The sequence below is a fragment of the Mesorhizobium sp. CO1-1-11 genome, from assembly GCF_020164995.1.
In the GTDB taxonomy this organism is placed as follows: domain Bacteria; phylum Pseudomonadota; class Alphaproteobacteria; order Rhizobiales; family Rhizobiaceae; genus Mesorhizobium; species Mesorhizobium australicum.
This window is the reverse complement of the sequence record NZ_JAIUHE010000004.1, coordinates 254815-278004: the sequence shown is the minus strand read 5'-3', so window position 1 is coordinate 278004 and position 23190 is coordinate 254815. Positions and strand designations below refer to the sequence as shown.

Annotated in this window: 19 protein-coding genes and 1 tRNA gene; 8 read left to right on the top strand and 12 right to left on the bottom strand. The window is 63.5% G+C overall.

The features are described 5' to 3' along the window. Nucleotides 1–69: 69 nt before the first annotated feature. Nucleotides 70–1488: a magnesium transporter gene (mgtE, locus tag LB554_RS06600; RefSeq protein ID WP_224583665.1), complete on the bottom strand. Its 1419-nt coding sequence runs from the start codon at nucleotides 1486–1488 to the stop codon at nucleotides 70–72. Nucleotides 1489–1876: 388 nt separating this feature from the next. Here mgtE and LB554_RS06595 point away from each other — a divergent pair, with 388 nt between their 5' ends. The 7 genes from LB554_RS06595 (at nucleotide 1877) to lipB (ending at nucleotide 8113) form a co-directional block, all read left to right on the top strand. Further along, nucleotides 1877–2545, top strand: coding sequence for a LuxR C-terminal-related transcriptional regulator (locus LB554_RS06595; RefSeq protein ID WP_140661014.1), 669 nt, complete (start codon nucleotides 1877–1879; stop codon nucleotides 2543–2545). A 123-nt stretch (nucleotides 2546–2668) separates the two neighbouring features. After that, on the top strand, nucleotides 2669–3859 hold the full coding sequence (locus LB554_RS06590; protein ID WP_140723999.1) for an aminotransferase class V-fold PLP-dependent enzyme: 1191 nt from the start codon (nucleotides 2669–2671) through the stop codon (nucleotides 3857–3859). A gap of 11 nt (nucleotides 3860–3870) precedes the next feature. Beyond that, nucleotides 3871–4833 carry an HpcH/HpaI aldolase/citrate lyase family protein gene (locus tag LB554_RS06585; RefSeq protein ID WP_015317365.1) on the top strand — a complete coding sequence of 321 codons (963 nt, stop codon included), beginning with the start codon at nucleotides 3871–3873 and terminating at the stop codon, nucleotides 4831–4833. Between the two features lie 21 nt (nucleotides 4834–4854). Continuing rightward, nucleotides 4855–6039 carry a malate--CoA ligase subunit beta gene (locus LB554_RS06580; protein ID WP_224583663.1) on the top strand — a complete coding sequence of 395 codons (1185 nt, stop codon included), beginning with the start codon at nucleotides 4855–4857 and terminating at the stop codon, nucleotides 6037–6039. A gap of 13 nt (nucleotides 6040–6052) precedes the next feature. Continuing rightward, a complete protein-coding gene (gene sucD / locus LB554_RS06575) occupies nucleotides 6053–6952 on the top strand; it encodes a succinate--CoA ligase subunit alpha (protein WP_015317363.1) in 900 nt (299 codons plus the stop codon). A 189-nt stretch (nucleotides 6953–7141) separates the two neighbouring features. Continuing rightward, a tRNA-Leu gene (locus LB554_RS06570) sits at nucleotides 7142–7226 on the top strand. Between the two features lie 143 nt (nucleotides 7227–7369). Next, complete coding sequence (lipB, locus tag LB554_RS06565) at nucleotides 7370–8113, top strand: lipoyl(octanoyl) transferase LipB (protein ID WP_224583661.1); 744 nt, start codon at nucleotides 7370–7372, stop codon at nucleotides 8111–8113. Between the two features lie 20 nt (nucleotides 8114–8133). Here the strand turns inward: lipB and LB554_RS06560 are convergent, their stop codons facing one another. The 6 genes from LB554_RS06560 to mce all read right to left on the bottom strand — a co-directional run bounded on the left by LB554_RS06560 (nucleotide 8134) and on the right by mce (nucleotide 14661). Continuing rightward, nucleotides 8134–9384 carry a site-2 protease family protein gene (locus LB554_RS06560; protein WP_140615838.1) on the bottom strand — a complete coding sequence of 417 codons (1251 nt, stop codon included), beginning with the start codon at nucleotides 9382–9384 and terminating at the stop codon, nucleotides 8134–8136. Nucleotides 9385–10031: 647 nt separating this feature from the next. Continuing rightward, the gene (locus LB554_RS06555; protein ID WP_140615836.1) at nucleotides 10032–10712 is read right to left on the bottom strand and encodes an ABC transporter ATP-binding protein; all 681 of its coding nucleotides are present in this window, start codon (nucleotides 10710–10712) and stop codon (nucleotides 10032–10034) included. Next, nucleotides 10712–11998, bottom strand: coding sequence for a lipoprotein-releasing ABC transporter permease subunit (locus LB554_RS06550; RefSeq protein ID WP_015317359.1), 1287 nt, complete (start codon nucleotides 11996–11998; stop codon nucleotides 10712–10714). The genes LB554_RS06555 and LB554_RS06550 overlap by 1 nt, the downstream gene beginning before the upstream one ends. After that, the gene (proS, locus tag LB554_RS06545) at nucleotides 11995–13323 is read right to left on the bottom strand and encodes a proline--tRNA ligase (protein WP_015317358.1); all 1329 of its coding nucleotides are present in this window, start codon (nucleotides 13321–13323) and stop codon (nucleotides 11995–11997) included. The genes LB554_RS06550 and proS overlap by 4 nt, the downstream gene beginning before the upstream one ends. Before the next feature lie 652 nt (nucleotides 13324–13975). Next, a complete protein-coding gene (locus LB554_RS06540; RefSeq protein ID WP_224583658.1) occupies nucleotides 13976–14260 on the bottom strand; it encodes a DUF1467 family protein in 285 nt (94 codons plus the stop codon). Beyond that, the gene (mce, locus tag LB554_RS06535) at nucleotides 14257–14661 is read right to left on the bottom strand and encodes a methylmalonyl-CoA epimerase (protein ID WP_015317355.1); all 405 of its coding nucleotides are present in this window, start codon (nucleotides 14659–14661) and stop codon (nucleotides 14257–14259) included. The genes LB554_RS06540 and mce overlap by 4 nt, the downstream gene beginning before the upstream one ends. Nucleotides 14662–14787: 126 nt before the next feature. On the opposite strand from mce, the gene LB554_RS06530 reads away from it, so the two are divergent. Continuing rightward, nucleotides 14788–15678 carry an MBL fold metallo-hydrolase gene (locus tag LB554_RS06530; protein ID WP_224583656.1) on the top strand — a complete coding sequence of 297 codons (891 nt, stop codon included), beginning with the start codon at nucleotides 14788–14790 and terminating at the stop codon, nucleotides 15676–15678. Here LB554_RS06530 and LB554_RS06525 read toward each other — a convergent pair. From LB554_RS06525 to nuoL, 5 genes are all read right to left on the bottom strand, one after another. Further along, the gene (locus LB554_RS06525) at nucleotides 15668–17338 is read right to left on the bottom strand and encodes a ribonuclease J (RefSeq protein WP_015317353.1); all 1671 of its coding nucleotides are present in this window, start codon (nucleotides 17336–17338) and stop codon (nucleotides 15668–15670) included. The two genes, LB554_RS06530 and LB554_RS06525, sit on opposite strands and share 11 nt — an antisense overlap. A 91-nt stretch (nucleotides 17339–17429) precedes the next feature. Continuing rightward, entirely contained in the window at nucleotides 17430–18251 is an 822-nt protein-coding gene (locus LB554_RS06520) for a biotin--[acetyl-CoA-carboxylase] ligase (RefSeq protein WP_224583654.1), read from the bottom strand. A 4-nt stretch (nucleotides 18252–18255) separates the two neighbouring features. Further along, nucleotides 18256–19692 carry an NADH-quinone oxidoreductase subunit NuoN gene (nuoN, locus tag LB554_RS06515; protein WP_015317351.1) on the bottom strand — a complete coding sequence of 479 codons (1437 nt, stop codon included), beginning with the start codon at nucleotides 19690–19692 and terminating at the stop codon, nucleotides 18256–18258. 19 nt (nucleotides 19693–19711) lie between these two features. Beyond that, nucleotides 19712–21217: an NADH-quinone oxidoreductase subunit M gene (locus LB554_RS06510; protein WP_015317350.1), complete on the bottom strand. Its 1506-nt coding sequence runs from the start codon at nucleotides 21215–21217 to the stop codon at nucleotides 19712–19714. Then, entirely contained in the window at nucleotides 21217–23190 is a 1974-nt protein-coding gene (gene nuoL, locus LB554_RS06505) for an NADH-quinone oxidoreductase subunit L (protein ID WP_224583652.1), read from the bottom strand. Before nuoL ends, LB554_RS06510 begins: the two co-directional genes overlap by 1 nt.

The following is a 23190-nucleotide window of genomic DNA, read 5'->3' as shown; positions in this document are numbered from 1 at the left end:
TCCGCCGGAATCGACGCAACACCCCGCACAAGCCTCGCACGGCATTTACGTAAAAGTCAATTGAGACACTTACCGGACGCCGAACCACCAACTCGCGAGGCCGAGGAAGGCAAAGAATCCAACGACATCGGTGACCGTGGTGACGAAAACCGCCGAAGCGACCGCGGGATCCACCTTGAACCTATGGAGCAGCAGCGGGATCAAGATGCCGGCAAGGGCCGCCACGAACATGTTGATGATCATAGCCGCCGCGATGATGCCGCCGAGATTAGGGTCGTGGAACCAACTTGCGGCGACGATGCCGATCAGCACGGCGAAGACGATGCCGTTGATGAAGCCGACGCCCATCTCGCGGCGGATGATGCGGCCGGCATTGTAGATGTCGAGATCCCTGGTCGCCAGCGCCCGCACGGTGACGGTCATGGTCTGCGAACCGGCATTGCCGCCCATGCCGGCCACGATCGGCATCAGCACGGCGAGTGCCACGATCCGCTCGATCGTGTGGTCGAACAGGCCGATCACCGATGCCGCCAGGAATGCCGTCAGCAGATTGACGAGCAGCCACGGAACGCGCGAGCGCGAGGTCGCCAGAATGCTGTCGGAGAGCTCTTCGTCACCGACGCCGCCCATGCGCAGCAGGTCTTCCTCCGCCTCCTGCTGGATGACGTCGACGACATCGTCGATGGTCAGCACGCCGACCAGCCGTTCGTTCTCGTCGACGACCGCGGCCGACAGAAGGTCGTATTGTTCGAATTCCCGCGCCGCCTCTTCCTGGTCCATGGTGGCGGGAATGGCGTGCCGCGTCTCATGCATGACCTCCCCCACCTTGACCGCGCGCTTGGCGCGCAGGATCTGGTCGAGATCGATGGCCCCCAACAACTTGAAGGTCGGATCGATGACGAAGATCTGGCTGAAGCGGTCCGGAAGGTTCTTGTCCTCGCGCATGTAGTCGATGGTCTGGCCGATGGTCCAGAAAGGCGGCACAGCGACGAACTCGGTCTGCATGCGCCGCCCGGCGGTCTCTTCCGGGTAGTCGAGCGAGCGCCGCAGCCTGATCCGCTCGGTGAACGGCAGCTGCGACAGGATCTCGTCCTGGTCTTCCGGCTCGAGGTCTTCGAGAATGTAGACCGCGTCGTCGGAATCGAGTGCCTGCACGGCCTGCGCGATCTGCGCATTGGGCAGATTGTCGACGATATCCATGCGGATCGCCTCGTCGACTTCGGTCAGCGCGGAAAAATCGAAGTCGGCGCCCAGCAGCTCGACCAACGCGCGCCGCTGCTCGGGATGCAGCGCCTCGATGAGGTCGCCAAGTTCCGACTGGTGCAGGTCGTCGACTTCGCGCTTGAGGGTCAGCGTATCGCGGTCGGCGATCGCCGCACCGATCTGGGCAAGGAAGGACGAAAGGACCGCGCCGTCCTCGCCATAGATGTCGGCGTGGGCGTCGTCAGCCGCCTTGGCGGAGGTCGTCTGCTTGTCCTGGCCTTCCACCAGCGTCTCCAGCCATCAGAATCCCGGAAAGGTTGCCAGTCAGGTCTAGACCATGATTCCGAAAAGTGGAAATCGGTTTTGGGTCCGACCACAAACAAGAAATTTGGAGCGGCGGCATGATTCGATTTCGCAGCCCGTCGCTCCAACGCACGGGAATTCCAGCCGAAAAGTCCCGCTTGCGCAACGGCGTCGTTTTCCGCCGACGCGACATTGTCCGGCGTGCGCGACTTGGTCGATTCCGTCAAAAGCGGGTGTGCTTGTCGCCCGGCCACGCGACAGCGCATGTCGCTGGGGAAAGAGCACCCGTGCGCGATTGGGGCAGAATTGTCATGATGCAGGTCCAGGCATCGGCTGGACCCCCAAGCCGCAACAAAAAAGCCGGAAGCCCTTGAAGATCAGGTCGCGGACAGAAAACAAGGCAATCGACGAGCGGCGCGTTCGCGTGGTCGTGGCCGAACGCAATCCGCTCGTCATATCGGCTCTGCGCGAAATGCTGGACTGCGACGGGCGCTTCGAGCTTTTGGCTTCCGTACAAAGCGGCAGGCATTTCCTGGAGCTGGCAGCGGTCCAGGAGTTCGATGTCGCCGTGATCGGCTGGAAGCTCTCCGACATGGACGGCGCTGATGTCCTGGCCGAGGTCCAGACCCGCAAGCTCGACGTTCGCATCGCGGTCTTTTCAAACGACCATGACATCGGCATCCTGAAACAGTGCGTGCGCCTGGGGGCCCAGGGCTACTGCTTCCAGTTCGACGATCCCGCCATCATCTTCGACACGATCCTGGCTGTCGCGCACGGCCGCATCTGCATCCCCTATATCGACATCAACAAGGTCAACGATACGCCTCTATCCCGGCTTACCGTGCGCGAGCGTGAACTGCTGGCGGTATTGTCCGACGGCTGGACCAATTTGCAGATCGCCACCCGGACCGGCATCTCCGAAAACACCGTGAAGTACCATCTCAAGAATCTGTACGACAAGCTGGACGTCCGCAACCGCGCCATGGCGGTCGCGCTCTATTCACGAGAGAGGCGTAGCCAAAGGCAGCCTTTCGGGTAGGGCGACCGGGTAGGCCATACCCACCCGCATGCGGTGAGATCTTACCCGCCAAGGTGTTGTCGGCATCGGCCGTCGAAACGAAACTCCCACCACCGCTTTGCTGGATCAGGAGGAGTTCGCATCATGGCCGGTTTCACCCATCTTTTCATTCCCGGGCCGACCAACATCCCCGAGCAGGTACGCCAAGCGATGAACCTGCCGATGGAGGACATGCGCGCGGCCACCTTCCCCGACCTCACCCTGCCGCTGTTCGAGGACATCAAACGGGTCTTCAAGAACGAGACCGGCCGCGTCTTCATCTACCCGTCCTCGGGCACCGGAGCCTGGGAAGCGGCGATGACCAATGTGCTCAGCCCAGGCGACCGCGTTTTGATGTCGCGTTTCGGCCAGTTCTCGCATCTGTGGGTCGACATGGCCGAACGGCTCGGTTTCGAGGTCGACGTCATCGACTGCGAATGGGGAACCGGCGTTCCGCTGGAACTCTATGCGGAGCGGCTGAAGGCGGACAAGACGCACCGCATCAAGGCGATTTTCTGCACACAGAACGAGACGGCGACAGGCGTCACCAGCGACGTCGCCGGCTGCCGCGCCGCGCTCGACGATGCGAACCACCCTGCCCTTCTTTTCGTCGACGGCGTCTCGTCGATCGGCTCGATCGACTTTCGCCAGGAAGAATGGGGCGTCGACTGCGCCGTCAGCGGTTCGCAGAAAGGCTTCATGCTGCCGGCCGGCCTCGGCTTCCTGTCGGTGAGCAGGAAGGCGCTCGTCGCTTCGAGAACCGCCACCCACCGGCGCTGTTTCTTCTCCTTCGAGGACATGATCCGCGCCAACGATGCCGGCTATTTCCCTTACACCCCGGCGACACAATTGCTGCGCGGCCTGCGCGCCTCGCTCGACCTGATCGCCGAGGAAGGGCTGGAGACCATCTTCTCCCGCCACCATCGCCTCGCCGAAGGTGTGCGCAAGGCGGTCGACGCGTGGGGGCTGAAGCTCTGCGCCAAGGCGCCAAAATGGCATTCGGACACGGTCAGCGCCATTCTCGTGCCGGATGGCATCGACAGCGGCGACGTCGTCAAGCGCGCCTACCAGGCCTACCAGACGTCGCTGGGCGGCGGCCTCAACAAGGTGTTCGGCAAGGTTTTCCGCATTGGCCATCTCGGCTGGCTGAACGAGGTGATGGTTCTGGCCTCGCTTTCGGCGGCGGAAATGGCGCTGCTCGATTGTGGCGTCCGGCTGGCGCCGGGCTCCGGCGTCGGCGCCGCCATCCAGCATTTCCGCGCCTCGGCCGCGCTGCCGGTCGCCGAAGCCGCCTGAGGGAGTCGACGATGAGCCACACCATTAACCACCTCAAGAAACTCAGGCTGCAGCGCAGCGAACTGGCGGTTCCAGGCTCCAGCCCGGAGATGATCGACAAGGCGGCCAACAGCGCCGCCGACTTCGTCTTCCTCGACATTGAGGACGCCGTCGCGCCGCCCGACAAGGAACGCGCACGCAAGAACATCATCCAGGCGCTCAACGACATCGACTGGCGCGCCAAGGGCAAGACCGTCTCGGTGCGCATCAACGGGCTGGACACGCACTACATGTACCGCGACGTTGTCGACGTCATGGAGCAGGCCGGCGACCGGCTGGACACCATACTGGTGCCCAAGGTCGGCGTTCCGGCCGACCTCTACATGGTCGAGGCCATGGTCAACCAGATCGAGATGGCCAAGGGCTTCAAGACCCGTGTCGGCCTGGAAGCCCTGATCGAGACCGCGCTCGGCATGGCCAATGTCGAGGCTATCGCCGCCACCCCTGGACGGCTGGAAGCCATGCATTTCGGCGTTGCCGACTATGCTGCAAGCTGCAAGGCGCGCACCGTCAATATTGGCGGCCTCAACCCCGACTATCCCGGCGACCAGTGGCATTTCGCCCTGTCGCGGATGACCGTCGCCTGCCGCGCCTACGGCCTGCGCGCCATCGACGGACCGTTCGGCGATTTCTCAGATCCTGAAGGCTACAAGGCGGCCGCCAGGCGCGCCGCCGCGCTCGGCATCGAAGGCAAATGGGCGATCCATCCGTCGCAGATTGCCTTGGCCAACGACGTCTTCTCGCCGCCGGAGAAGGAAGTCACGCGCGCCCGCCGCATCCTCGAAGTGCTGAAGGAGGCGGAGGCGCAGGGCAAGGGTGCCGCCGCGCTCGACGGCAAGATGATCGACGCCGCGTCGGAACGCATGGCGCGCAACGTTCTGGTGGTCAACGACGCCATCGAACGCGCCGGCCAGCAGCACGTCGCGGCACTTTGACGATTTGGGGAGGAGAAAAGAATGGACATCCACGAATACCAAGCCAAGGAACTGCTCGCCCGGCATGGGATCCACGTGCCGCGTGGCGGCCTGGCCTACAGCCCCGAACAGGCGACCTACCGGGCGCGCGAGATCGGCGGCGGCAAATGGGTGCTGAAGGCGCAGGTTCATTCCGGCGCGCGCGGCAAGGCCGGCGGCATCAAGCTCTGCGCCAATGACGAGGAAATTTCCAGCGCCGCCGAAGCCATGCTCGGGCGCAAGCTGGTGACCCACCAGACCGGCCCGCGTGGCAAGCTGATCTCGCGCCTCTATCTGGAGGAAGCCGTCGACATCGCGCAGGAGCTCTATCTCGGCTTCGTGCTCGACCGCAAGGAAGAGCGCGTCATGATCGTGGCCTCGGCCGCCGGCGGCATGGAAATCGAGGAGATCGCCGAGAAGGCACCCGATTCGATCATCCGCGCCACCGTCGATCCCGGCGTCGGCATGCAGCGCTTCCAGGCGCGCGAGATCGCCTTCGGGCTCGGGCTGGAGGACAGCCTGATCGGCAAGGCGACCGAGACCATCTTCAGCTGTTACCAGGTGTTCCGCGACTACGACGCCTCGATGCTGGAGATCAATCCGCTGGTGATGACCCGCGACGGCAGCCTGGTGGCGCTCGACGCCAAGATGTCGTTCGATGAGAACGCGCTGTTCCGGCGGCCCGAAATCTCCGAATTGCGCGACAAGAGCCAGGAAGACCCGCGTGAAACCTTCGCCAGCGATCGCGGCCTCTCCTATGTCGGCCTCGACGGCAATATTGGCTGCATCATCAATGGCGCCGGGCTCGCCATGGCGACGATGGACATGATCAAGATCGCTGGCGGCGAGCCGGCCAACTTCCTCGACATCGGCGGCGGCGCTTCGCCCGAGCGGGTCGCGAAATCCTTCCGCGCCGTGCTCGGCGACAAGAATGTCGAGACCATCCTGGTCAACATCTTTGCCGGCATCAACCGTTGCGACTGGGTCGCCGAGGGCGTCATCAAGGCCATCCGCGAGGTCGGCGTCAACGTGCCGCTGGTGGTGCGGCTGTCCGGCACCAGGGCCGAGGAAGGGCGCAAGATCCTGGCCGATTCCGGCGAGGCGGTGATCGTCGCCGACACGCTCGCCGAAGCCGCCGAAAAAGCCGTCGCCGCCTGGCGCGTGGCCGCCAACAAAAAAGCAGCCTGAGGGAGGACGGAAAATGGCAATCCTGCTCAACCGCAGCACACGCGTCATCGTGCAAGGTTTCACCGGCAAGATCGGCAGCTTCCATGCCGAGGACATGAAGCGCTACGGCACCAAGCTCGTCGGTGGCGTCACGCCCGGCAAGGGCGGCCAGACGCATCTCGGCCTGCCCGTCTTCAACACGGTCAAGGGCGCGGTGCGCGAGACCCGTGCCGAAGCCAGCATCGTCTTCGTGCCGCCGCCCTTTGCAGCCGATTCGATCATGGAAGCGGCGGATGCGGGGATAAAGCTCTGCGTCTGCATCACCGACGGCATCCCCTCGCAGGACATGATGCAGGTCAAGCGCTACATGCGCCGCTACCGCTTCGAGGACCGCATGCGGCTGGTCGGGCCGAATTGCGCCGGCATCATCACGCCGGGACAGGCGCTGATGGGCATCATGCCCGGCTCGATCTACCTGCCCGGCCGCATCGGCATCGTCGGCCGCTCGGGAACGCTGGGCTATGAAGCGGCCTCGCAGATGAAGGCGCTCGGCATTGGTGTGTCGACCAGCGTCGGCATTGGCGGCGATCCGATCAACGGCTCCTCCTTCAAGGACGTTCTGAAGCTGTTCGAGCAGGACGACGAGACCGACGCCGTGGTCATGATCGGCGAGATCGGCGGACCGCAGGAAGCCGAAGCCGCGATCTGGGCGCGCGACAATATGAGGAAGCCGCTGATCGCCTACATCGCCGGCCTGTCCGCCCCCAAAGGCCGCCGCATGGGTCATGCCGGCGCCATCATCTCGGCCTTCGGCGAGTCCGCGCAGGAAAAGGTCGAGATCCTGAAAGAGGCCGGCGTCATCATCGTGCCGACGCCGTCATCGTTTGGCGAGGTTGTGGCAGATACGCTGGCGCGGAGGAAGCAGGCGGCGTAGCCGCAGGTTCGGGCGAAAGACGGACGCGGCGACGCAGTCTCCAAGACGCGCCGCCGCCTTCGTTTCCGGGCGCGCAAAGCGATTGATCCGTTATAGCCATTCCCAGCGATTAAATACTCGTGGCGCACTTGTTTCGCTGGAAACGATTTGCTACACGCCGCGAGCCGGTCGGTTCCGGCTCTACCACGTGCGGTCGTGGCGGAATTGGTAGACGCGCAGCGTTGAGGTCGCTGTGGGGCAACCCGTGGAAGTTCGAGTCTTCTCGACCGCACCAAATCATCCTGACGACACAGCTGCGAATTGAACCAGCAAGCACTCATTGTCTTGCCGGCGCGTCGGATGCCCGGCGCCCAAGCGCACGGCGAACTGGACGTTTCCGCCTGATATCGCCATATGGAAGGCGACAAGAGAGACGCCATGCCAGAACGCAGCCAGATTGCCACGTCGTTCCTGCCCTTGCCCGGTTCGGCCCCGGTGGAATGGCTGGTCGAGCCGGGCCTTACCGCCTATCCCGATGCGCTTGCGTTCATGGAGACGCGCGCCGAGGCGATCCGCGGCGGGGCTGCCGGCGAAATGGTCTGGCTGGTCGAACATCCGCCGCTCTACACCGCCGGCACCAGCGCCCGCATCGAGGACCTGATCGAACCCGATCGCTTTCCGGTCTTTGCGGCCGGACGCGGCGGCGAATACACTTATCATGGGCCAGGCCAGCGGGTCGCCTATGTCATGCTCGACCTGAAGCGCCGGCGCGAGGACGTGCGCGCCTTCGTCGCGGCGCTCGAACAGTGGATCATCGGCACGCTCGCCGCCTTCAACGTGCGCGGCGAACGCCGCGAGGACCGGGTTGGTGTCTGGGTGGTACGGCCAGATCGCCCTGCTTTGCCCGACGGCTCACCTGCCGAGGACAAGATCGCGGCAATCGGCATAAGGCTGCGGCGGTGGGTGAGCTTCCATGGCATCGCCATCAATGTCGAACCGGAGCTCGAGCATTTCGGCGGCATCGTGCCGTGCGGGGTCCAGGACCACGGCGTCACTAGCCTCGTCGACCTCGGCCTGCCCGTCGGCATGGCCGATCTGGATCTGGCGCTGAAATCAGCCTTCGAGGATGTTTTTGGTCCCGTGGCGGCTTTGCCGGTCGAGGCTGCCCGCAAGACGGGTTGATCCTTTCGGACCCAACCAGCTCAGAGCAACTGCCCTGACGCCCACAACACGCCGCAGCCGTGGATGGCGAACACCGCCAGCAAGGCCCCGGCGATGACCAAACGATCGACAGTGCCGATCGGCTCCAGTTCGTGGCGTGGCTTCACCCCGCTGCCGACGGTGAGCAGGCTGAGAATCGAAAATACCGCACCGGCCGCGAGCAGGAAGCCCAGGGAAAAACCGGCCCGCCAGCCAAGCGCCAGAAAGGCCGAGAGCAGCGAGAAGGACGCCAGCGCCAGGACGACCGGCCCCGGGCAGATCTGGCGCAGCACCTGGCCACCGTCGAATTTCCACACAGGCACCAGATTCGCGATATTGAACAGGGCAGCGCAGCCTGCGAGTGCGGCGAGTAGCGCGGCAGCCGCCTTGTGACCCTCGCCGCCGGCAAGCACGCTGGCGGCGATGACGATCGGCACCAGGAAGGCGGAGAACCCCGCCCCCATCAACGCCACGAAGGCCACTTCGAAACGGCTGTTATAGGGCCGGCCGCCAATGGCGATGCCGCCAAGCAGCGGGATGAAGATCATCCGCGCCCTGCGATGGCCCGTCAGCCGGAACGCCGCCATGTGGCCGAGTTCGTGCAGCGCCACCACCGACGTCAGGATCGCGGCCAGCGCCAGCCCGCCGAGGTGAAGCCCGAAGAACGGCCACAGCATCAATGCCGACAGCACGGCAAAGCCGACCTGGCTCAGCGGATGCTCGAACCAGCCACCCTTGCGATACTGCCCGGTCCTTGCCCAACGCTGCAGCTTGGAGAGCTCGCGGCGCATGGCGAAATAGCGAAACACCAGGAAAGCCACGCCGCGGTACCGGTCGGTCCGGCTGAGCGTCACGCGCGTGCCGCTTCCCTCCGAAACCAGTTCGGCGGTCTCGCCATAGTCCTTCCAGAACGAGCTATCGAGCGCGGTGTCCTCGATCACCCGCATCGAGAAGCGGTTGCCCTCGACGACATCTTCAAACCGCGCCCTGCGCTCTATCGGCTTGCCATCGCGGCCTTCCCAAGAGAGCGTGATGCGGGCGACGCCCTCTTCGTCCAGCGGCTGCGCCGACAGGATCTCGCCGGACCAGCCGGCATCGCTGCCGAGCGGCCACAGCGCCTGCCACAGGCGCTGCCGGTCCATCGCCACGATGCGGCTCGACCTGACCGTGCGCAAACCAAGCGGCACGGTCATCAGGAGAAAGATCAGCCCGAGATTGCTGGCCACGAGAATGGCCGTGACGATGGGCGACACCTGGACGTTGCTCCCTGCCTTGGAGCCGCACCCTAACGTCGCGGCGGCAAGAAAAGCTTAACGGCGGGGCGGCATGGCCATCGAGAAACAGCGACGGCCGACGCTGCCAAATCACATGGCTCCGATCCAGATCGCCATGGAGACAAGAAACGCGCTCATGCAAACCAGCGAGATGACATCCTGAACCAGATCGGTCATAACTCTCTCCTGTTGTTGATATGTTTCTAATTTGTTCTAATTTTGTTCCATTGTCAACCGCTGGGAGGTATGGCCATGGGCGGGGAACTGTGCACGGTTAGCGAAACGTTAATTGGTCGCTAAGAGAGGGAGTTGGAAGCTTGCCAGGGTAGGCTTCAGCCCGGGAAGAACAAATTAGCGAGCGCTTGTATTAAATTTTGGCTGAGCCGAAAATGCCTGGGCCTGAGGCATTGCTGAGCGATCGACATGGGGAAATACGGAGGCGCAAATCAAGGTGAACGCTGGCGAAAGCGTATGCGACAAGGTCGCCGGCGGCGCCTCTCTCGCAATCTCGTAATTTGGTTGGCCATCCTGGCGACGAGCGCGATATCGTCCACTCTGATCGCAATGAGCGCTCACTGGCGGTTCTAAGCTACCCCCGCGCGGTACACGTCGGGTGAGAATCGTCCTTAGAGCGGCACCACCTTGCCGTCGGCCAACGTGACGCGCCGGTCCATGCGCGATGCAAGCTCGTGATTGTGGGTGGCGATCAGCGCCGCGAGGCCCGATTGCCGCACCAGTGCCTCCAGCGCCTCGAACACGTAGGAGGCTGTGACCGGGTCGAGGTTGCCGGTCGGCTCGTCGGCCAAAAGCACCAGCGGCGCATTGGCGACCGCACGCGCGATGGCGACGCGCTGCTGCTCGCCGCCGGACAGCTCGGATGGCCGGTGCGACGCCCGTTTGCCGATCTGCATGTAGTCGAGCAGTTGCGCCGCGCGCTCGGATGCCTCCTTGCGCGGCAGACCCTTGATGAGCTGCGGCATCATGATGTTTTCCAGCGCGGAAAACTCCGGCAGCAAATGATGGAACTGATAGACGAAGCCGACATCGTTGCGGCGGATCGAGGTGCGCTCGTCGTCGGACAACCGGCCACAGGCGCGTCCGGACAGGATCACGTCGCCGGCATCTGGCCGCTCCAGCAGCCCGGCCGTATGCAGCAGCGTCGATTTGCCGGTGCCCGACGGGGCCACCAGCGCCACCATTTCACCGCGCCGCAGCGCGAAATCGGCGCCGTTCAGGATGGTGAGCTTGCGCGGCCCCTGGACGTAGTGCCGTTCGACGCTCTTCAGCTCGATAAGGACCTCGGCCACTACTCGTACCTCAAGGCTTCGACTGGATCGAGGCGGGCCGCCCGCCATGCCGGAAACACCGTTGCCAGGAAGGACAGCGCAAGCGCCATGATGATGACATAGGTCGTCTCGCGCGGATCCATCTTGGCCGGCAACTGGCTGAGGAAATAGAGCTCCGGGTTGAACAGCACCTTGCCGGTCATCCAGGAGAAGAACTGGCGGATCGATTCGATGTTGGTGCAGATCACGACGCCGAGCAGCACGCCGGCGAGCGTGCCCGTCACGCCGATCGCCGCCCCAGTCATCAGGAAGATGCGCAGGATGGCGCCGCGCGAGGCGCCCATGGTGCGCAGGATGGCGATGTCATGCCCCTTGTCCTTCACCAGCATGATCAGTCCGGAAATGATGTTGAGCGCCGCCACCAGCACGATCAGCGTCAGGATCATGAACATGACGTTGCGTTCGACCTGCAGAGCCGAAAAGAAGGTCTCGTTGCGCTGGCGCCAGTCGACCATGTCGATCGGCCGCTGCGCCGCCGCTTCCACCTTGGGTTTCAGCGCGTCGACATCGTCGGGATTGTCGACATAGATCTCGATCGTCTGCGCCCGGCCGTCCATGTTGAAGTAGAGCTGCGCTTCGGAGAACGGCATGTAGACGATCGACGTGTCATATTCAGACATGCCGACCTCGAAGATCGCCGCGATCTTGTAGCCCTTCATGCGCGGTGTGGTGCCGAGCGGCGTCACATCCCCGTCCGGCGAGATCAAGGTAATGGTATCGCCGAGCGTCAGGCCGAGATTCTCGGCCATGCGCTTGCCGATGGCGACACCCTCGCCGGTATCGAAATCGGCGAGCGTGCCTTGCTTGATGTTGCTGGCCACGATGGCGATCTTGCCGAGATCTTCACCCCGGATGCCGCGCACCAGCGCGCCGGTGCCGCCGCCGACATTGCCTTGCGCCAGCACCTGGCCGTCGATCAGCGGGATGGCGTATTTGACCCCGGGTACGCCGTTGATGCGGCTGGCGACCTGGGCATAGTCCTCAAGCGGTGAATCGAGCGGCTGCACGATCAGATGGCCGTTGACGCCAAGGATGCGCGTCAAAAGCTCGGCGCGGAAGCCGTTCATCACCGCCATGACCACGATCAGCGTGGCGACGCCCAGCATGATGCCGAGAAAAGAGATCGAGGCGATCACCGAGATCACCGTCTCCTTGCGCCGCGAACGCAAATAGCGCCAGGCGACCGTGCGCTCGAAGATGGAAAAAGGGCCGGCGCCCGCCGATCGCGCTGCCGCCGCCTCGCTCATGCGGCGGCACCGAAGTGTTTGGCCGCGTCGGCGATCGGCAGCGTCACGCGCTCGCCGGTCTTGCGATTCTTGATCTCGACCTCGCCGGCGGCGACACCGCGCGGCCCGACGATCACTTGCCAGGGCAGGCCGATCAGGTCGGCGGTGGCGAATTTGCCGCCCGGCCGCTGGTCGGTGTCGTCATAGAGCACATCCTTGCCGGCGGCGGTGAAGGCGGCGTTGAGCTCGTCGCAGACGCGATCGCAGTCGGCATCGCCCGCCTTCATGTTGATCAGGCCGATATCGAAGGGCGCCACCGCTTCCGGCCAGATGATGCCGTTCTCGTCATGGCTGGCCTCGATGATCGCCGCGACCAGTCGCGACGGGCCGATACCATAGGAGCCGCCCGACGCGAAATGATCCTTGCCGTCGGGCCCCGTCACCTTGGCCCCCATCGGCTTGGAATATTTCTCGCCGAAGTGGAAGATATGGCCGACCTCGATGCCACGCGCCGAGACCCGGTCGCCTGTCGGAACCTTCTCCCAGGCCGCCTCGTCATGCATCTCGTCGGTGGCGGCGTAAGGCGTCGTCCACGTCTTGACGATATCTGCTATCTCGCCGTCATTGGCGAAGTCGGTGTTCGCGCCGGGCACCGCAAGCGACAGGTAATCGCGATGGCAGAAGACCTGGCTTTCACCAGTGTCGGCCAGGATGATGAACTCGTGGCTGAGATCGCCGCCGATCGGACCGGTGTCGGCCCGCATCGGAATGGCCTGCAGGCCCATGCGCGTGAAGGTCCTGAGATAGGACACGAACATCCGGTTGTAGGCGGCTCTCGCGCCTTCGAAGTCGAGATCGAAGGAATAGGCGTCCTTCATCAGGAATTCGCGCGAACGCATCACGCCGAAGCGCGGCCGCACCTCGTCACGGAACTTCCACTGTATGTGGTAGAGGTTGAGCGGCAGGTCCTTGTAGGATTTGACGTAAGCGCGAAAAATCTCGGTGACCATTTCCTCGTTGGTCGGACCGTAGAGCATGTCGCGGTCCTGCCGGTCCTTGATGCGCAGCATCTCCTTGCCGTAGTCGTTGTAACGGCCGCTCTCGCGCCACAGATCGGCCGACTGGATGGTCGGCATCAGGATCTCAAGCGCACCGGCGCGGTTCTGCTCCTCGCGGATGATCTTGCAGACCTTGTCCAGCACCCGTTTGCCCAGCGGCAGCCAGGAAAAACTGCCTTGCCCCTGCTGGCGGATCATGCCGGCGCGCAGCATCAGCCGATGCGAGACGATTTCGGCCTCGCGCGGGTTTTCTTTGAGGATAGGCAGGAAATAGCGCGACAAACGCATGGACAGGTCCGTGAATGAGAATGGCCACGCCAGAATCGGCGCGGCGCAGGCTTGCTTGCCCCGGCTTCATAGCGATTTCATGACCGAATGGAAACCCGGCCATCCCACCACGTAGGCCCCTTCCGAGCCCGAATTCCTCGCTTCCGGAACAACCCGCGCCGACAATGGAACGCACCGAACCTCTTCAGGTTTGGCCGTCAATTCTTTGCGCGCGTCAATTGCGAACATGCCGCAAAGGCTCCGTCGACCCTGACTGGACGTTTCAAAAGCAAAGCCTGCCACACTATTGTGCAGTGCAGCACGAGAATGCCCGTTTCAAGGCAAAATTCTTCGTGACATTTTCATTTCCGTTGGGCTAATGTGCCCCGATAACCGAGAGGGCAGAAAAAAATCTGCTCTCCTACGCGGTCAAAGTCTTGGGAGGATGCGATCTAGGCGCGGTTACTCGCTGCCGCCGGATACCGGAAACAGATCGGACGCGTTTAATTGCAAGGCCTTGTGCCTTGCATTTTTTTTGTGCAATCATCTGGTTAGCGCCGCGAATTGGCAGGCTACATGACCTTGCGTCAGCGGCCAGTAGCCGCCGGACAGGGCGGCATCTCAATCCCATCCGCAGCGCTCCGACCTTATCGGAGCACCCTTGCCGCGACGTCTATTTCCCTGGGGTCGGACTGAAATCCGGCACGATGTGCGGGATGTCGTTGAGGCTGTATCCCAGCCCGTGCGTCAGGCCGTAGAAAATGCCAATCAGGACCGCCGTTGCGATGGTGGTGCGGATCACGGCACGCAACATATGCGGCCCGCGCGGCGCGCTCGGCACCGTGCCCAGCGTCACGTCGTGATCGTCGTCCTGCGTTCTGACGCTGAACGGCAGGACGGCAAACAGCACCACCCACCAGGTCGCGAAAAACAGCGCGGTGAACGAGACCCAGCTCATGATTGCTCCAGTTCGATCAGCGTGCCGAAGAAATCCTTCGGATGCAGGAACAGCACCGGCTTGCCGTGCGCGCCTGGTTTGGGGTTGCCGTCGCCAAGCACCCGGGCGCCGGCGGCCTTGAGCTGGTCGCGCGCGGCCAGGATGTCGTCGACCTCGTAGCAGAGATGATGCATGCCGCCCGACGGGTTCTTCTCGAGGAATGCCGCGATTGGCGAGCCCTCGCCAAGCGGCTCCAGCAACTCGACCTTGGTGTTGCCGACATCGACGAACACTACGGTGACGCCATGCTCCGGCAACGCCTGCGGCTCGGTCACTTCGGCGCCGAGCGTGTTGCGGTAAGCTGCAACGGCGGCGGTCAAATCCGGCACCGCAAGCGCGACGTGGTTCAGCCGTCCGAGCATGTCCGAGCTTTTTCTCCCAGGTCCAACGACTGGCGTCATACGTCAAATCAGCCGAGATCAACAGCCTTTCGCGAGGAGCGCACTGTCGCACCTGTTGCGACCGGCAGCCACAAAGTACAAAGGCCAATGTCCGGAATCAGCCCTGCCCGCCCCCGCGTTTTCACCTTCGATCTCGGGTCGTTCAAAATTGCCGCTCTGCTCGATGCCGTCGATGTCAGAGACGGGCTTGCATCGGCCTTCGCGGCCGGACAGCCACCGGCGGCCGTGTTCGAACTCGCGGTTTCGAACTTCATCGACCAGGATCGCTACGAGCATTGCTTCATCCCGACGCTGATCGATACCGGTTCCGAAAAGATCCTGTTCGACACCGGCTGCGGAGATGAAGACAGTTCACTCATGGAGTGTTTGCAAGCCCTTGGGCTCGGCCCTGATGACATCGATATGGTGGTCATCACGCACGGGCACCCGGACCACATTGGCGGGCTTGTCCGGAACGGCGCATCCGTTTTCAGCCGCGCACGCCTGGTATTCGGCGCAGCGGAATTCGCCTTCTGGACCGAAGGAAATGCGGTGCGTCCGGCCAGGCTGGCCAATCGTGATCTCTTTAGGCGCATTTGCACCGGCCTGGCCGACCGCGCGACGTTCATAGCGCCTGGAGACGAAGTGGTGCCGGGCATCACTGCCATCGACGCGGCCGGTCACTCCGCCGGGCTTTTGGCCTTCCTTGTCGAGAGCGACGGACAGCAATTGCTGATCTGGTCGGACGCTTTCCTGCACTATGTCGTGTCGATCCAGCGTCCGCAGTGGCATGCCGATTTCGACGACGACAAGGAAAAGGCGATCGAGACCCGCAAGCGGCTGCTCGGCATGGCTGCCGAGCGGCGCCTGCTCGTCGCCGGCCACCACATGCCGTTTCCGGGCCTGGGCTATGTCGAGCGGACAGACCATTCCTTTCGCTGGATTCCGGTCAGCTACCAGCTGAACATCCGAGCCCCCGACGCCTCCGTCACCGGGTGACGAAAACCGTCACCAGCGGTTTCTTGCCCCACGCTTCATTGGCCGCGCCGCGCACCGCGCGCCGCACCGCCTCCTGCACCAGGTCGAGGTCCTTGCGGCGCTGGCGGGGGATCGAATCGACCGCACCGACAGCCGCATCGATCATCAGGTCCTCGAGCGTCTCGCCACGGGCATCGGTTTCGGCGACGCCAATGGCGACCAGATCGGGATCGCCGGCCAGCTCGTACTTGTCATCAAGCACGACATTGACCGCGACGTGACCGGCAAAGGACAGCTTGCGCCTGTCGCGAATACCCATCGCCTGATCGGTGCCGATCAGATTGCCGTCCTTGTAGACGCGGCCGAACGGCACCTGGTCGATGATCGTGGCGGGACCGGGAGCGAGCCGCAGCATGTCGCCGTCGCGCACCTGCGCCACCTGGCCGATGCCCGACGTCGACATCAGCGAGCCCTGCGCCACCAGATGCGCGGCCTCGCCATGTACGGGAACGCCGATTTGCGGGCGCACCCACTCATACATCTTGCGCAGTTCGCTGCGGCGGGGATGGCCGGAGACATGCACCAGCGCATCGCCGTCTTCGATGATCTTGATGCCGAGATCGATGAGGCGGTTCTTGATCTCGAGGATCGCCTTCTCGTTGCCGGGAATGGTGCGCGAGGAAAACACCACCGTGTCGCCCGCTGTCAGCGACACCGATTTCATCTCGTCGCGCGACAGCTTGGCAAGTGCCGCCAACGGCTCGCCCTGGCTGCCGGTGCAGATGATGACCAGGTTCTCGCGCGGGATGAAGCCGAAATCCTCCTCGGCGATGAACTCCGGCAGGCCGTCCATGTAGCCAAGCTCGCCGGCCACATCGATGACGCGCTTCAACGAGCGGCCGAGCACAAGGCACTGGCGGCCGGCATCGCGCGCTGCCCTGGCGATGGAAACGATGCGTCCGACATTGGAGGAGAAGGTGGTGACGGCGACGCGGCCCTTGGCCGCCTGGATGACGCCTTTCAGGCCCTCGCCCACGGCCACTTCCGAAGGCGACTCGCCTTCGCGCAGCGCATTGGTCGAATCGCAGATCAGCGCCAGCACGCCCTTGTCGCCATAGGCGCGGAACCGCGCCTCGTCGGTCTTGGGACCGATCGTCGGCTCCGGATCGATCTTCCAGTCGCCGGTGTGGATGACGGTGCCGGCCGGCGAGGTGATCGCCAGCGACATGGGTTCGGGAATGGAGTGTGCCACCGGAATGGCTTCGATCTCGAAGGGGCCCACCGTGAACTTTTCGCCCGCCCGGTAGATTGTCAGCGGGATCTTCGGCGCGCCCTGCTCGCCCTGACGCTTGGCTTCCAGCAGCCCGGCGCTGAACGGCGTCATCCAGACCGGCGCCTTCAGCTTCGGCCAGATGTCGAGCAGCGCGCCGTAGTGGTCCTCATGCGCGTGGGTGATGATGATGCCGCGCAGATTGGCGAGGTTCTCCTCGATGAAGCGCGTGTCGGGCAGGATCAGGTCGACGCCTGGATGCGCCGCGTCGGGAAAGGTGACGCCGACATCGATGATGATCCATTCGCGCGCGCTCGGCGGGCCGTAGCCGTAGAGGGCGAAGTTCATGCCGATCTCGCCGACGCCGCCGAGCGGCACGAAGACGAGTTCGGCGTTGTCCGCTTTCGCCATGATTTTTTCCTTCCTGACCCTCAGGCCAAGCCGTTAAAGCAATTCCAGCAAGTGCCTACCGGTTTTCCGTCCGGAATTGCTCAAAAACAAATTATATCCGCGCGGACGCCACCGCGCCGAAATGCACATCGCCGGCGGCGACCGTCAGAACAGACCCGTCATCGTCGCGGATCACGAAACGGCAGTCGTCGTCAATGGTCTCGAACACGCCACGCACCACATTACCGTCAATTCTGACACCAACCTCGCCGCCAAGGCCCGCCGCGCGGGTCAGCCAACGCTTCCTGATGGCGGCAAGGCCACGTCCTTCGTCCCACAGGCGGGCATTCTCGCTCCAGGCATCCGACAGCGCCAGAAACAGCGTTTCGGCATCGCAAGCCGCGCCCAACGCATGAAGCGATGTCGCGGGATAAGGCAAATCCCGCGGGTGCGCCACCACATTGACGCCGATGCCCACCGCCACCGCGAAGCGGCCACCGTCAAGCATCGCCGACTCCAGCAGGATGCCGGCCAGCTTGGCACCGGAGGCGAGCACATCGTTTGGCCATTTCAGCTCGAAACGGTTCTGTCCCTGGCTCGCTCCGTCGAGGCCTATCGCGATGCGGCCCTTCGGCACCACCGCGTCGAGCGCGTCGGCCAGCGCCAGCCCCGCGACAAAGCCGAGCGTCGCGGCAAGGCGCAATTCGCCGCCGGTGATGAGGAGCAGCGTCGCCGCCAGATTGCCTTCCGGCGTTGCCCAGGCACGGCCACGCCGGCCGCGCCCGCTTTCCTGCTTCTTGGAAACGACCCAGAGCTTGCCCGGATCGCCCGCCCGGACATGGTCCAGCGCCAGCGCGTTGGTGGAGCCGACACTGTCATGCGCTTCGAGCCGGAACCCTTCCGACGCCGAGGTTGGAGCCAGCCGAAATGCCATCCCGTCAGAAAAATGTCTTGGCGGCGGCTTCGGCATAGGTCCCGATCGGCCCGCCGATCAGCACGTAGAACAGCACGAAGGCGCCACTGACGCCGAGCACGACACGCAACTCGCTGGCCATCGGCACAAAGCCGCCGACCGGCTCATCGAACCACATGATCTTGATGATGCGCAGGTAGTAGTAAGCGCCCACCACGGAAGCGAGCACGCCGATGATTGCCAGCGCATAGAGGTTGGCGTTGATGGCGGCGAGGAAGACGTACCACTTCCCCCAGAAGCCGGCGAGCGGCGGAATGCCGGCCAGCGAGAACATCAGGATGGTCAGGATCGTCGCCATGATGGGGTTGGTCGACGAGAGGCCGGCGAGATCGCTGATCTGCTCGACATTGCCTTCCTTGCGCCGCATGGCAAGGATGAAGGCGAAGGTGCCGAGCGTCATCACCAGGTAGATCAGCATGTAGATGGCGACGCCGCGCACGCCGGCCTGGCTGTTCGCGGCAAGGCCGACCAGCGCGTAGCCCATATGGCCGATCGAGGAATAGGCCATCAGCCGCTTGATGTTGGTCTGGCCGATCGCGGCGAAGGAGCCAAGCGCCATCGAGGCGATCGAGATGAAGACGATGATCTGCTGCCAGTCGGAGGCGATCGGCTTGAACGCACCCATGGTGACGCGCACGATCAGCGCCATCGCCGCCATTTTCGGCGCTGCCGCCAGGAAGGCCGTCACCGGTGTCGGTGCGCCCTCATAGACGTCTGGCGTCCACATGTGGAACGGCACCGCCGAGATCTTGAAGGCAAGCCCGGCCAGCACGAAGACGAGGCCGACGACAAGGCCAAGCTGGCGCTCGCCGCCGCCCAGTGCCGTGGCGATCTCCTGGAAGCCGGTGTTGCCGGTATAGCCGTAGACCAGGCTGATGCCGTAGAGCAGCATGCCCGAGGACAGCGCGCCGAGGACGAAATATTTCAGGCCGGCTTCTGTCGAACGCAGATTGTCGCGATTGATCGCCGCCAGCACATAGATCGCAAGCGACTGCAGTTCGAGGCCGAGATAGAGCCCGATCATGCCGTTGGCCGAGATCATCAGCATCATGCCGAGCGTGCAAAGCAGGATCAGCACCGGATATTCGAACTTGTCGAAACGCTCCGCCTTGGCAAAGCGCATCGACATGATCAGCGTCACCGCCGAGCCGATCAGCGCCAGCACCTTCATGAAGCGGGCGAAGGAATCCTGGATGAAGGCATTGCCATAGGCGCTGCCCTGCCCTGCGTGGAAGATCAGCCAGGCGCCTGCGATCACCAGCACGGCGACGGCAAGGCCGGTCACCGTATTGGCGGTGTTGGAACGCGAATAGGCCCCGACCATAAGCAGCGCGAGCGCGCCGATGGCAAGGATCAGCTCGGGCGTCGAGAGCGACAGGCTGGAGAGAAGGTCCGGCGTCATGGTTCGCAAAACCCCTGGGTCAGTTCGCCGCCGCGGTCTGCGCGGCGCCGATGGATGCGGTGACATTGGTGACGAGCGACTTGACCGACTGGGCCGTCGCGTCGAAGACGGGTGCGGGATAGACGCCGAAGAAGATGACCAGTACGACCAGCGGATAGATGATCGCCTTCTCACGGGTCGACAGGTCGAGCAGCCCCTTCAGGCTGTCCTTGGTCAGCGCGCCGAAGATCACCCGGCGGTAGAGCCAAAGCGCATAGGCCGCCGACAGGATGACGCCGGTGGCGGCGAAGAACGCTACCCAGGTGTTGACCCGGAACACACCAAGCATGGTCAGGAACTCGCCGACGAAACCTGACGTACCTGGCAGGCCGACATTGGCCATGGTGAAGATCAGGAACACGGTCGCGTATTTCGGCATGTTGTTGACGAGACCGCCATAGGCGGCGATCTCGCGCGTGTGCATGCGGTCATAGATGACGCCGACGCACAGGAACAGCGCGCCCGACACCAGGCCGTGGCTGAGCATCTGGAAGATGGCGCCCTGCACGCCTTCCTGGTTCATGGCAAAGATGCCCATGGTGACGAAGCCCATATGGGCGACCGACGAATAGGCGATCAGCTTCTTCATGTCCTCCTGCATCAGCGCCACCAGCGAGGTGTAGATGATGGCGACGACCGACAGCGTGAACACCAGCGGTGCGAACATTTCGGAGGCCAGCGGGAACATCGGCAAGGAGAAGCGCAGGAAGCCGTATCCGCCCATTTTCAGCAGGATGCCGGCCAGGATGACCGAGCCCGCCGTCGGCGCCTCGACGTGCGCGTCGGGCAGCCAGGTGTGCACCGGCCACATCGGCATCTTCACCGCGAAGGAGGCGAAGAAGGCAAGCCACAGCCAGGTCTGCATGTTGGCCGGGAAGCTGTGCGTCAGAAGCGTCGGGATGTCGGTGGTGCCGGACTGGAAGAACATCGCCATGATGGCGAGCAGCATCAGCACCGAGCCGGCCAGCGTATAGAGGAAGAACTTGAACGAGGCGTAGACGCGCCGCTTGCCGCCCCATACGCCGATGATGATGAACATCGGGATCAGGCCGGCTTCGAAGAAGACGTAGAACAGCACGATGTCCAGCGCGCAGAACACGCCGATCATCAGCGTTTCCAGAAGCAGGAAGGCGATCATGTAGGCCTTGACGCGCTTCTCGATCGCTTCCCACGACGCCAGGATGCAAAGCGGCATCAGGAAGGTCGTCAGAATGACGAACAGCATGGAAATGCCGTCGACGCCCATATGGTAGGAAATGCCGGAATCGAGCCAGGCGACCTTTTCGACGAACTGGAATCCGGCCTGCGAATTGTCGAAGCCGGCCCAGATGAACAGCGACACCAGGAAGGTGAACGCCGTGGTGATGAACGCAATGGCGCGGATGTTGCGGCGCGCGTTTTCGCTGTCATCGTTGATGAACAGGATCAGCAGCACACCAACCAGCGGCAGGAAGGTGACCAGCGAGAGGATTGGCCAGGCGGTCATCAGAGCATCATCCAGGTGACGAGTGCGGCAACGCCGATCAGCATGGCGAAGGCGTAGTGGTAGAGGTAGCCGGTCTGCAGCTTGACGACGCGGTTGGTGACGTCGACGACGCGCGCCGAAATGCCGTCAGGCCCGAGCCCATCGATGATGGTCCCGTCACCGGTCTTCCACAGGAAGTGACCGAGACGCTTGGCAGGGCGAACGAACAGGAAGTCGTAAAGCTCGTCGAAATACCACTTGTTGAGCAGGAAGGCGTAAAGCCCGCGATGCTGGGCGGCCAGATTGACCGGCATCTCCGGCGAGCGGATGTAGAACTTCCAGGCCAGAGCGAAACCGATCAGCATGGCGATGAAGGGCGAGAGCTCCACCCACAGCGGCAATTCGTGGATCTCGTGCAGGATATGGTTGTCCGGCAGCGTGAACAGCGACGCCTTCCAGAATTCGGCATAGCCTTCGCCGATAAAGGAATTGTGGAAGATGACACCGGCAAACAGCGCCCCAGCCGCCAGGATGAACAGCGGCACCAGCATCACCGGCGGCGATTCATGGACGTGGTGCATCACCTCGTGGCTCGCCCGCGGCTTGCCATGGAAGGTCATGAAGATCAGCCGCCAGGAATAGAAGGAGGTGAAGCAGGCGGCGATGACCAGCAGGATGAAAGCCAGGCCGGCGACCGAATTGTGGCCGGCGAAGGAGGCCTCGATGATGGCGTCCTTGGAGAAGAAGCCGGCGGTGCCGATGACGGTCACCGGAATGCCGACGCCGGTCAGCGCCAGCGTGCCGATCACCATCATCCAATAGGTGGTCGGGATCAGCTGCCTCAGGCCACCCATCTTGCGCATGTCCTGCTCGTCGGAGACGGCGTGGATGACCGAGCCGGAACCGAGGAACAGCAGCGCCTTGAAGAAGGCGTGCGTGAACAAATGGAAGATCGCCGCGCCATAGGCGCCGACGCCAAGCGCCACGAACATGTAGCCGAGCTGCGAGCAGGTCGAATAGGCGATGACGCGCTTGATGTCGTTCTGGACCAGGCCGACGGTCGCCGCGAAGAAGGCGGTGAAGGCGCCGATGAAGGTGACCACCGTCAGCGCCGAGTGCGACAATTCGAACAGCGGCGAAAGCCGCGCCAGCATGAACACGCCGGCCGTCACCATGGTGGCGGCATGGATCAGCGCCGACACCGGGGTCGGGCCCTCCATGGCGTCCGGCAGCCAGGTGTGCAGCGGCACCTGCGCCGACTTGCCCATGGCGCCCATAAACAGCAGCAGGCAGACGACGGTCATTGCCGCCTGCTTGTCGAGCGCATGGCCGAGGAAGGTGAGCACGGCGGCACCCTGCGGCGCGCCTTCGGCCGGGATGAACGTCGCCGCATTGGCAAAGATCGTGCCGAGATTGACCGAGCCGAACAGCACGAAGACGCCGAAAATGCCGAGCGCGAAGCCGAAATCGCCGACGCGGTTGACGACGAAGGCCTTTATTGCCGCGGCATTGGCCGACGGCTTCTTGTACCAGAAGCCGATCAGCAGGTAAGACGCGAGGCCCACCCCTTCCCAGCCGAAGAACATCTGCACGAGGTTGTCGGCCGTCACCAGCATCAGCATGGCAAAGGTGAACAGCGACAGATAGGCGAAGAAGCGCGGCCGGTTCGGATCGTGGTGCATGTAGCCGATCGAATAGATGTGAACCAGCGCCGACACGGTGTTGACCACCACCAGCATCACCACCGTCAAGGTGTCGATCCTGAGCGCCCAGGAGACGTCCAGCCCGCCGGACTGGATCCAGTGCAGCACCGGCACGGTGAACACCTCGCCATGGCCGAAGCCGACGGAAAAGAAGGCGACCCATGACAGCACGGCCGCGATCACCAGGAAGCCGGAGGTGATGTATTCGGATGCCTTGGCACCGAGCGCATTGCCGAACAGGCCGACGATCAGGAAGCCGAGCAGCGGAAGGAAGACGATCGCTTGATACAT